The 10,753-nt window shown below is 55.1% G+C and carries 15 protein-coding genes; all 15 read right to left on the bottom strand.

All coding sequences use genetic code 11. The features are described 5' to 3' along the window. Positions 1-119 precede the first annotated feature (119 nt). Positions 120-1,340 (bottom strand): phage major capsid protein, encoded by a 1,221-nt coding sequence (locus tag AC4PR2_RS26335; protein WP_492175716.1) that lies wholly within the window; start codon positions 1,338-1,340, stop codon positions 120-122. Positions 1,341-1,355: 15 nt separating this feature from the next. Beyond that, positions 1,356-2,207 (bottom strand): head maturation protease, ClpP-related, encoded by an 852-nt coding sequence (locus AC4PR2_RS26340; protein ID WP_197757884.1) that lies wholly within the window; start codon positions 2,205-2,207, stop codon positions 1,356-1,358. A gap of 12 nt (positions 2,208-2,219) precedes the next feature. Next, positions 2,220-3,524, bottom strand: coding sequence for a phage portal protein (locus tag AC4PR2_RS26345; protein ID WP_492175717.1), 1,305 nt, complete (start codon positions 3,522-3,524; stop codon positions 2,220-2,222). Continuing rightward, entirely contained in the window at positions 3,524-5,269 is a 1,746-nt protein-coding gene (locus AC4PR2_RS26350; RefSeq protein ID WP_213672754.1) for a terminase large subunit, read from the bottom strand. The genes AC4PR2_RS26345 and AC4PR2_RS26350 overlap by 1 nt, the downstream gene beginning before the upstream one ends. After that, positions 5,220-5,687, bottom strand: a complete 468-nt coding sequence (locus tag AC4PR2_RS26355) for a phage terminase small subunit P27 family (protein ID WP_047574388.1) — start codon at positions 5,685-5,687, stop codon at positions 5,220-5,222. Before AC4PR2_RS26355 ends, AC4PR2_RS26350 begins: the two co-directional genes overlap by 50 nt. Positions 5,688-5,811: 124 nt before the next feature. Then, positions 5,812-6,141, bottom strand: a complete 330-nt coding sequence (locus AC4PR2_RS26360; RefSeq protein WP_110621443.1) for an HNH endonuclease — start codon at positions 6,139-6,141, stop codon at positions 5,812-5,814. Between the two features lie 122 nt (positions 6,142-6,263). Then, positions 6,264-6,467 (bottom strand): hypothetical protein, encoded by a 204-nt coding sequence (locus AC4PR2_RS26365; RefSeq protein ID WP_213672764.1) that lies wholly within the window; start codon positions 6,465-6,467, stop codon positions 6,264-6,266. Positions 6,468-6,529: 62 nt separating this feature from the next. Next, the gene (gene lysC / locus AC4PR2_RS26370; protein WP_074181246.1) at positions 6,530-6,709 is read right to left on the bottom strand and encodes an Rz1-like lysis system protein LysC; all 180 of its coding nucleotides are present in this window, start codon (positions 6,707-6,709) and stop codon (positions 6,530-6,532) included. Further along, positions 6,663-7,082: a DUF2570 family protein gene (locus tag AC4PR2_RS26375; protein ID WP_213672752.1), complete on the bottom strand. Its 420-nt coding sequence runs from the start codon at positions 7,080-7,082 to the stop codon at positions 6,663-6,665. The genes lysC and AC4PR2_RS26375 overlap by 47 nt, the downstream gene beginning before the upstream one ends. Further along, a complete protein-coding gene (locus AC4PR2_RS26380; protein WP_213672751.1) occupies positions 7,079-7,705 on the bottom strand; it encodes a glycoside hydrolase family 19 protein in 627 nt (208 codons plus the stop codon). The genes AC4PR2_RS26375 and AC4PR2_RS26380 overlap by 4 nt, the downstream gene beginning before the upstream one ends. A 4-nt stretch (positions 7,706-7,709) precedes the next feature. Beyond that, positions 7,710-7,988, bottom strand: a complete 279-nt coding sequence (locus tag AC4PR2_RS26385; RefSeq protein WP_033655083.1) for a phage holin family protein — start codon at positions 7,986-7,988, stop codon at positions 7,710-7,712. Next, entirely contained in the window at positions 7,978-8,364 is a 387-nt protein-coding gene (locus AC4PR2_RS26390; RefSeq protein ID WP_033655082.1) for a putative holin, read from the bottom strand. Before AC4PR2_RS26390 ends, AC4PR2_RS26385 begins: the two co-directional genes overlap by 11 nt. Before the next feature lie 73 nt (positions 8,365-8,437). Beyond that, complete coding sequence (locus AC4PR2_RS26395; protein ID WP_492175718.1) at positions 8,438-9,466, bottom strand: DNA-methyltransferase; 1,029 nt, start codon at positions 9,464-9,466, stop codon at positions 8,438-8,440. Positions 9,467-9,758: 292 nt separating this feature from the next. Continuing rightward, positions 9,759-10,430, bottom strand: coding sequence for a hypothetical protein (locus tag AC4PR2_RS26400; protein ID WP_099032850.1), 672 nt, complete (start codon positions 10,428-10,430; stop codon positions 9,759-9,761). Continuing rightward, positions 10,427-10,753 (bottom strand): recombination protein NinG (locus tag AC4PR2_RS26405; protein WP_492175719.1); only part of this gene is annotated, 327 nt, incomplete at its 5' end. The genes AC4PR2_RS26400 and AC4PR2_RS26405, both read right to left, overlap by 4 nt.

The following is a 10,753-nucleotide window of genomic DNA, read 5'->3' on the forward strand; positions in this document are numbered from 1 at the left end:
GTTTCGAACAACTCGCCGTCATTCACCACCCGGCTACCGAACAAGATCGGTACAAGTGCTTTAACTTTCATGGGTATCTCCTTGAAAGCGGCCCGAAGGCCGCTATGCGGTGCGGATAATTAACCGCCGGTTGGTGGGGTTGGCACGGTGAAGGCACCGGTAACAAACGCTTCAGGTCGTTTGACCGCCAGCGCCACACGCTCTTCGCAACGAATCGAGATCATGTTCTTCTCGAAGTCGTCGGCGTTCTCGGTGCTGATCACCACGTTTGCCTCTTCACGGTCAAAAAGTTGTGCACCCGCGCTGAAAGCACCGGTCAGGAATTTACCCAGGAACGCCGCTGACTCCGTCGCGACAACAGGCAAGCCCCAGAGAGTCGGGCCGGTTAGCGCGGCTGGATTGGCGAGGATATAGCGGCCCAACGAGTCCTTGAGCAGCTCAATCTTGGCCCAGTCGGTGAAGTGCAGCACATGGCCCGTTGATGGGAAGCGTGCCAGTTGTGCCTGCAACATTGCCAGGCGCAGATCGTCAATGCCGTTTTGCATCGCGACTTCAAACGCAGCCTTATACTTCGAGGCCTGCGGCATGATGCCTTCCAGGTGTGCGCCGGTGCCGTCACCGAACAGAATCTCCTGCTCTTCGACATACTTCAGGCCGTAACGCATCTCTGCATCAATGGTCGATTGCAGCTGTGCGAAATCGTCCAGAATCTGCTTGGAGGCTTTGAACATATGGGCCAATGTGCGAACCGGTGTGATCTTTTCAGCAAACTGGATATCGCTGTACGGCTTCGTGGTATTTTCAGGAACAGCGGCGGCCTTGTTGGTGAAGCCTGTTTGTTGCACCCAATAAATCGTGCTAGAGCCGGTGGTGCCTGGTGCGATCAGGTCGCGAATAAACAGGCGTTGTTTCGGCGCGGTATCAATACCCGGCAGACGTTGCGGGGCCACAATCTGCCCAGGAACATCGGTAGAGATCAGCGTCGCGTTAACCGGAATGCTCAGCCGCTGAGAGGCCTGAATACCGGAGGCAAAGTCTTTCAGCACTTCTGCCGAAATCACCTGCTGCCCGACCGATTGAACCACTTCAGCCGCGCGGTTCAATGGCATTTGCGCCACATGCTGCTCCAGCTCACCCAGCCCAGTCTTCAGCGTTTTCTCTGCCGCCTTCAGGGCGTTCAGTTCGGTCGCCATTTTATCAACGCTGTCCTTGGTCGCTGCGGACAGCTCGCCTGATTTTTTCGCCTCTTTGAGGGCGTCCTCGGCCTTGGCGTTAAATTTGCCGGTTGCTTCTTCGATAGATGCAGTGACTTTTTTCAGAATCTCATTAACTTCAGACATAATTTCTCCAAATGATTAGCACGCCGCGCACAGCCCGCTTAATGCGGCGTTCAGCTTGGCAAGGATTTCAGGGGATGGTTCGGTAGCGCTCGGCGTACCCGTCGGATCGGTAACAGCGCTCGGCGTGCTACCTGTTAAGGCTTTCAAAAGTTTTCGGCGTTCTGACCGAGGGGTATTAGCCTTGGCCAGTATGGAATCCAGCTTGCGCAATGCTGCCGCCGGTGAGTCTTCGTCACTACTGACCGCATCGGATGACAACAGACTATCGGCCAGCCCTTTCTCGATGGCATCACTGCCGCCGATGTAGCTTTCGCCGTCCATCAACTGCTTGACGGTGTCGCTATCGAGACCGGAGCGGGCGGAGTAAATATCTGCCATTGCGTTATCGAAAGGTTCGAGATACTCCACCATTCCAGCAAAGTCATGGCGATTACCGATCGCCACTACCCAGCAGTTATGGATCATCAGGAAAGCACCGCGGCCGATTTGAATCTCGTCACCGGCCATCGCAATGATTGAGGCTGCGCTCGCAGCCAGCCCCAACACTTTTACGGTTACTTTGCCTTGGTACTCTCGCAGCAGGTTATAAATCGCCAGCCCCTCAAACATGTCCCCGCCCGGCGAGTTAATGTTTACGGTAACGTCAGCGCCATTCATTGAACGCAACGCACCGGCGATCCGTTTCGCTGTAACGCCTTCGCCCCAGTAATCCTGGCCGATGACGTCGAACACCGAGATAGAGTTGTCGTTAGAGGCAGCGGCCTTTAGACCGCCATTCCATCTTTCGAGCGCCGAAGGCAGCGGCTCACAGGTAACGCCCGCGCAGGGACGCCCCGCCGGTGCGACCGGAAGTCGTTTTTTTGTCATGGGGGATTGCTCCTACGCCGCTTTTCTCAGCGGTGACTGGTCTTCAGGAATATCGGGGAAAAGATAATTATGCAGCCGGGTGACATTGGCAGCCTGAGCGCCGAGGTTATTTTGTTTCAAGTCCTCAAGCGGGGTCAGGTTAAGCTGCACGGTATAGATTTCACCGCCAGGAATCGGCGGCAGGTTTTCAAGTCGGCGAACGTCGTTGCGACTCATCCAGCCATTCTGCAGAGCGGTGGTGTAGTACGCCGCGCGGCCAACACTGTCGGCACGCAACAAACCTTCCACCGAGAACTCAGCAAAGTAATCTTCATCGCTATCGAGCAGGCAACGTGAGATTTCTTGCTCAATGTTCACCAGCAGTGGTCGTAGCGTGTTGGTCAGGAAAATCAGGTTCATCCCTTCAACACTCGATGCCCAGCTACTCTGCTTCGTCACATGCCCCACCATGAAAGGCGGCACCCGAAACCAGCGACAGATTTCCTCAATGCTAAAGGCTCGGCTTTCCAGCATCTGCGCGTCTTCAGGGTTCATCGTGACATTCTGGTACGATAAATCCCCCTCCAGCACCATCATTTTACCGGCGTTTTTTGAACCGGCGAACGCGGCTAAGTATTGGCGCAGACGCTCTCGCTGCTCTTTATTCAGCGCAACTTTCGAACTGATGTATCCCGACGTTTGCAGGCCGTTTTCAAAAATTTTTGCCGCCGACTCATCAACAGCCATCGCCGCCCCAAACACGTCACGGCCCGAACTCAGCGGCATCATGCCGCAGACACCATCCAGACCAAAGCCGCGAATGTGCATCATCCGGTCTACCGGTATCACGCGCTTTTTGCCGTCCTCGGTGTAGGTGTACTGCAACTGCCCGGTATCCAGACGTTTAACCACCATGTTTTGAGGCAACAGCGGATTAAGCGCCACCAGCTTTCTGCCAATCATTTTTTTCTCAATGAAGGCATTCCCTCGCAAACAGATGCTGGCCACCACCATCAACATGAATCGGGACGGCGTCATTTCGAGGTTCGGGCGGCGGCACAACACCTGGTATGCCGGGTGATCCTGCGCCAGCTTACGAGAACCATCCGCCTCACGACGATAGACTTTCATCGGTAAAGTGGAAACCGATTCGCTGAGTAACCGAATGCAAGCCCATACAGCGGAAAGCTGCATAGCCTTGTCGGCAGTGACCACCTTGCCGCTGCTGCTGGTGCCGAACCATTCTTGCCAGAATGTCCCGGTAGTGAGACTGATAGGAACACCCAGCCAATTTAAAAGGGCGCTTTTAACGCGCCCAGGTTGCTTGTTTTTGCCCATCAGATACCTACCATGATCGGATCATCGAAAAAGCCATCAATATCGCCGTCATCCTCAACAACGCCATCAGCAGCACCGACAGCCATCGCCAGCCCTACTACGCCATCTATGCGGCCATTACTGCGCCGTTTGCTGAATACCCGGTTTCCGCTTTTATCTTCTTCAATAACCGCGTTCGCCGCGTTCCAGCGCAGACAAGGATTAAACAGGATGGTGATTTCTTTCTCGGTGATGAGTTGCTCGAGCAGCTCGATTGAATGCGGCATCCACAAGCCCGACTCCGCCGATTTGCCGAAGCCTTGCCCATGAGGAACCAACGGAACGGTCACCCCTTCATCCAGCAATTCAGGCTCGAGATAGTCCATGTGATAGCGGTCGAAGGCGATCGACTGAATATCAAAGAGTGCTGCCAGCTCGGCGATTCGTTTAGAAACGAAGCCGTAATCGATAGCGCTGCCCTTTGGCGCATGCAGGTACTTTTCACGCACCCAGGAATCATACGGAACGCGGTCATTTCTGGCCCTGTCGTGCAGCGTGTCGCGCGGCGTCCAGAACTCCACCAGCGCCGTCTTAATGCGCGGGAAATACAGCCCCAGCGCTGTCAGGTCGCGCTTGCCGGATAAGTCCAGACCGCCAAAACACTCTTCCCCTTTCAGGCTTTCGATATCGAATGTTTTTTCACATGCCATCCAGATATCGCCACCGATCCACGGGTTTTCAGCATCCACCCATTCGCAGAAGTTAAGGCGTCTGACCAGGCTTTCTTTCGACGGCATGCCTCGCGCATCTTCCACCTGCTCGCGTAAATATTCTGGTTGGAACGTATGCCCCATTGAGGGGTTGGCTTTTGCCCAGCAGGACTCATCCTTGAAAGGATCGTCACCCTCATCCAAAGAGCAGATGAACGCAAAGAAGGCATCGTTAACTTTCTGACCGGCGGCGAGTTGTTTGCCGTACTGGTGGTACTCGTAGCAAACGCTGGTTTTATCGTGACCGCTGTTTGTGATCATGAAGATGAGCGCTTGCCTGCGACCTTTTGTCCCGGCGCGCATCATCTCAACCACTTTGTTGTCTTTGTGCTCATGCACCTCATCAATGAGGCAACAGTGCGGACGCGGCCCTGATTGCCCATCATCAGAGCTGATCGGACGGAAAAAAGAACCCGTTTGCAAAAATGCCAGGTTCCATTCTTTACCGGCCCCGCCGGAGGGATCGATACGTTGGGCCAGTGCCGGGGACTGATTCACCATCGCCACCGCATCACGAAACAAGATCATCGCCTGGTCTTTTTTCGTGGCGGCTGCATAAACCTCAGCACGCGGTTCTTTGTCCGCAACGAGGCAGTAGAGGCCAATCCCTGCGGATAATGGCGACTTGCCAGAGCCTTTGCCTGATTCGATATATGCCGTTCTGAATCGACGCGTGCCGTTTGCTTTTTTCCAGCCAAAGAGTGAGCCAACAACAAATGCCTGCCATCCAAGAAGGACGAAAGGCGCACCTTCATGTTCGCCGCCGTTCAACTTCAGCACCTTGGCAAAGAAGTCAACCACGCGGCCAACAGCATCAACATCCCAATACAGCCCCCGGCTTTCACCTTGGGCTAAATCATTAAGGTGACGTTTGCAGGCGTTTCGGATATCAGGCCCGGCGATAATTCGCCCTTCGGTAACGTCCAGCGCATATTGCGTGGCTGGATCAGGTGCCGAAGAATTCGGCGAGCGGGTCTTCTTCTTTCTCTCCACCATTTACTTTCACCTTTGACCTGGCGGCAGGCGTCAGACCAAACTCCACCAAATAACTTTTGAAGCGGCGATCGGCGTCTGCCAGCATGGCAACCGCAGGGTTAGCCTTAATCAAAAAGCCCCCCTCCGTTTGAACTGTATAAGTTCGGCCCTCGTCGGCGATAGTGTTGCGCAGTTGCAATATGTCGGCGTAAATATCGCAGAGCCGCTCAAGCGCAAAAGTATCGGCAACGGTCAGAACGCCCATGCCGTCCAGCAGCACAGTCATTTTTCCCCAGGCCGTTTTCCCCCAGTCCGTCAGGTGCGAAGGTGGGCTGGGAATTTCTCTCGCCGGTTGCGGCTCTTTATCATTAAGTTTACGTTTGCCCGGATTGCCGGTGACCACCTTGAGGTGGGACGGTTTCGGGCGTCGTCCTGCCATCGGAACCTCCCAGAAAAAAACTTTTCATTTCGCGGTTGTGCGCACAAATGACAAGCGGCGGTCTTTAAGGGCGAGAGGGGTGAACTCTTACCCCGCCCCTCCCCACCGCGTTCAAACGCCGCTGTCAGCGGTTCCAGTGCGACGCAGGGTCAAGCGGCAGGCCGTCGGGCGAGCACCCTATTACCTTGCCGGTCTTCTCCATACGTTGCTTTGTGGAGTCGTGATGTGGCTTACATAATCCCTGCCAGTTCTTGCGACTCCAGAACAGATGCTGAGCCTTCTTCATTTCCTCGGGCGTCTTCGCTTCTTTCATGCGGTGCGGCACGATGTGATCCACCACCGTTGCTGGTTCGATGCGCCCCATCTGCTGACACATGGCACACAGAGGATTCTCCCGCAGGAACACAAGCCGTTCGGCTTGCCATTTGCTGCCGTAGGGTTTCTTGATGCTCATATGGAACTTCCTGCTAGTTAGTTGGATATAACCCCGACGATGTAGCAAACCGCCTTATGGGTATTCAGATCGTTTATTCTGTCAAAGGCACTCGATGAATGCCTTTTGCAGAATTTTATAAATTAGGACAATTGCAAAACGCCGTGCTCTTCCGACTCCGAGTAGGCGATCAGGCCGCTGTACTCCGGCACGTGCTTACCATCATCCGCCTCGAACGCATCAATAAGTCCATGCGTAATGGTGTATGACGGCTGACCGTCTTCAGCCGCGAACCGTGCCAGCTCTTTGATTTGCTCTTGAGTCAGCACAATCTTGCTGACCTCCATCTCTTCCATGCGGCGGCGCTTCTCTTCTAAATAGCGCTTACGGCGCTCGTAAAACTGCTTGCTCATTGCTCTCTCCCGGCGCTCTGCGCCCACTTGATTAACGCCTCCATGCGTGAGGCGCACACCTTCATTTCGCCTTGTTTGGCGTGCAGCGCTGTCACTGCATCACCGAACGTTGTGCCGGTGAACGGTGCGTCATCGCACTGTTGCAGCAGCACCGCTGGCGGCAGGACGTAAATCATCTGGGTGCTCTGCGGCTTTGGCCTGTCCGCGCAGGATGTCGAGAGCAGCACTAGGCAGAGGCTTGTTGCTACAGCCGCTCGCGTCCAGAGCCTCGCGCAACGCTTTGTTTTCTGCATCAGCCTTCCCTCTCAGTTTCCGCTCTTTTTCCAACTGCGCGGCGCTCGCTTGCCTGTCAGCATCTGATGCCTGTTTCATCGCCACCAGCGCCGCGTCTTTGGTGTTTAACTTTTCCACCAGCGCGCCGTTATTCCTTTTGGATTTATCCAGGTCATCGCGCAGAGAAAGCGTGTAGAGCACCAGCACTGCGGCCAGCAGCGCCACCAGCAGAGGCCACGCTTTGATAATTACATCCCACCACCAGCGCCAGCTCATAACAGCACCTTGCAAGCACGTTCGAAGCGTTCGCTCCTGTCCTGCAGGCCGTTAGTCCCGCCGTTAATGCGCCGCGTGGTCAACTCGACATCACCAGCGTTGCGACCACAGTCGTTAGCTTTCCAGTACCACCCAGCCGAACGCATGCCGTTCAGGTCTTCTTCCAGCAGTTCTGGATGACCAACCAGGTCGAGTTTCAGCGCCGGGCCGCACGCCATGTAGTTTTTCAGGCCGGTCGTTTGCATTGGCCCGCGTCCGCGATATTTCCAACCGTCGCCGCTGGCGCTGTTACCCATTCGTCCGCCGTAGACCAGATTGGCAATAGCTTCCTGCTTGGCTTGCTGCTGAGCTGTACGCCCCAACATCCGGCATTGATAGTCAGTCAGCCGCTTGGCTTTCGATTTGGGGCCGAATGTCGCGATCAAGCCATCAACGCTGTAGTTGAATGATTCGACCTTGGCCGTGAAGCCGTTCGACTCATGGCCGATTTGCGCGATAAACATCGCCTGCTCTAACGGCTTGTTGATGCCGAATTCTGCAAACGTTACGAGCAGATGCGGATACCAGCGCGCAGCTAACCCGGCGCTGATACCTGCCGCCCGTTGAAAGTCGTTTTGTGTCATAGGTCTATCTCAAGAAAGGTTTAGCCAGGTGCATGACATTCCCGCGTGCCGCCAGCACCGTGACGCAAAACGCGATATTGATGAATGTCTCCGACCAATCGGCACAAACGTACTCACCTGTCAGGATGCGGATTGGTACGGACGCCGCCGCGATAATGAGGAAATATGCCGCCCATGCGGCTAATGGCCGATGAGTGCCACCAGCCCTGCGAAATGTCATCAGACGCAACGCGATAGCCGTGCAGGCCACCGCATTCACAATCAGGATAATTTCACTGGCCATCACCACTACCTCCCCGCAGCCGCTTAAACCACTGCCCCGGATTTTCCGACTGCTTGCTGATGTACATGAAGATGCGAACCGCCACAGCAGCAGCAACTACAGCACCCAGCGGCCTTTCAGCGTGAATAGCATCCGGGGTCAAGTAGTTGATGGCGTCAGTGACGAACCCAGCCGCCAACGTGCCAATCATGAACGATGCCAGGAACGACGCCAGACGATGCCAGATTGAAAGATCAGCTGCCGACAGGACATAAATCACAGCACCAGCGAAAGCCCCGATGATTACGCCCGTATCTGCCCCCGCCACCAGCCCAGCAATAGTGATACCGCCAATCATGTAAGTCCCTGCGGCGGTACTGGTTACCGGTTCGGACATGAGTTATCTCCTGTGTTAGCTCAGCCGATGCCGGGCGTTAGATGCAAAAAGCCCCAGCAAATGCCGGGGCCGTTCAGTTTTCCGGGAATATCTCCCGTTGTGTTTGTTCGAACCGTTCAGCCTCCAGCTCTACACCCAGACCGATACGGCCCAGCTTGATAGCTGCCTTGATGGTTGAGCCAGAACCCATGAAGAAGTCGGCCACCACGTCACCGGGGCGGCTACTGGCGCTGATGATGTGTTCCATCATTTCGGCGGGTTTTTCACAGGGGTGCTTGCCAGGGTAGAAGGCAACCGGCGGATAGTGCCAAACGTCAGTGTAGGGAACTGCTGCCGTTACCGTGAATGGGCGGCGGAGCGATCGGTATTCCTGGCACAATTCCAAATATTCGCGGTTCAGCGTCCGGTATTCCCGCACCAGCTCATGATGGGGCCGATTCAATCCACCAGCCTGCTGCCGCTCTTTTGCAATGCGGTCGAATAACGCCTGGAGCGCCTGATACTGCTTTTCGCTTGGCAATTGCCATTGGCTCTCTGAGAACCAGTGGCTGCACATCTGCGTTTTTGTTGCCGCGTTGATTTCCTTCGCTGACACGCCGAGGGATTGCCGGGCCGTTCTGAAATAATCAATCAGCGGCTTAAAGACGTTTTGCTTCAGCTCTCCACACTTCGCGGCGAAACCGTCTACCTTCGGTTGTAAAGGCCCGGCATAGTGACCGGCGAAAATGATCCGCTCAGTCGATGGGAAGAAAGCCCGCAGCCCTTCTTTGTGCTGTCGCTTCCAAGCCCCAGAAGGTTTGGCCCATACGATATGGCTCAGTACGTCGAAACGTTGGCGCACCAGCAGCTCAGTATCGGACGCCAACCGGCTACCGCAGAACATGTAAAGGCTACCGTTCGGTTTCAGCACCCGCCAGAATTCCACCAGCAACGTATCCAGCCAGGCGAGGTACTCGGCCTCGTTCTTCCACTGGTTATCCCAATCGCAAGATTTAACCCGATAGTAAGGCGGGTCGGTTGCAATAAGGTCTACGGAGTTGTCCGGCAGGTTTTTGATAAACGCTGTTGTGTCAGCGTTGATAAGACGTGTTTCTGAAATCATAAGCGCCCTTAGTTGATACGCTCGTCCTGCTGTTCGCAGCACGGGCAAAGGTTCGCTTGTGACCATTGACATGAGCACCTGGCGGACGGGGTGTTACCTCACCCTCTCCGCCGCCCACTTCACAAACATTAAGGCGAAGCCCCATCACCCCGCTGCCGACACAACCCCTCAGTTGGGACACCGGTTAATGTTGGATGAGGCTTCGCTTTAATTTTTCCATAAAAAAACCCGCTCGAGGCGGGTCATTTTGTTGCATCGCTTGATGGTACAGCTTCGCGAAAGCATACCTGTATTATGCAGTTTCTTTGGCTATTTTCAAGCTATTTTTGCATTTTTCTTCATTTTCGATGCAGATAGCTGCACGAACGGCGACGAACACCGCAGAATTAAATATTTCAATGCACCAGCGCACGCGGTCATCCACCTGATCGCGTGTCAGCCAGGGGGCATAATGATTTTGCATATAGCGCCCCAGCACCGACACCGTATTGTTTCGGCCCGTGTAGAACAGCTTGCCGATGATGTAGACCGGGTTATCGTGCTTCATCGACGCCAGCACCGCTTTTTCCATGAAGTCGCATTCCTCACCAGCGTCAGCAGCCACCAGCATCGACTCAAGCGAGCGGTGCGGCCAAAGAATTGTGGTCGCCTTCTTCAACTGCTCCTCCCCGCGATACCCAAGTTTGCGCAGGTCGCCCAGCACCTTCACAATTCGAGCCGCGCTTTCGTCGTCCCACTGCTCAGGCATGATTTGTCCCCATACACCGCTGCCGCCGCTGCACTTCAACTTCCCATCGGTGTTACCGCCGTACATATCGCCCCAGGCGTTCAGCAGCGAAGTGATCCACAGTGTTTGCAGTCGGGTCAGGCGCTGGTACTTACCCAGGTATTTCTTGCGGGGAACACCGGCAACAGTCGCCCAGGCGTTGTGTTTGATTTCTCGTTTCTGTTTAGGGGTCATCATGCTGCCTTCTCCTGCTTCAATGCTTTGCGTTTGGCTTTATACGTGTCGCGGATGCGCTCATAGTCACTGCGGCCCAGCTTGCCGACTTTCGGCGGTGGCCCCATTAACCGGTCAAACCGTGCCTGACCTATCTTGGCTATCAGGTTAGGGCGGTACTCGCTCAGGTTCGCGGATTTGAAGTTGTTACAGACCGAGCACTGCTTGTGGCAGTTATCTTCATCAAAGCGCAGCTCCGGATGACTCCCCACCGTGCGGTAATGCCCGGCGTGATATTGGCCGGTGTGGTAGCGTCCACAGCTGATGCATGGCTCGTCGGCGTCGCG

Source organism: Serratia sp. A07, from assembly GCF_058725505.1.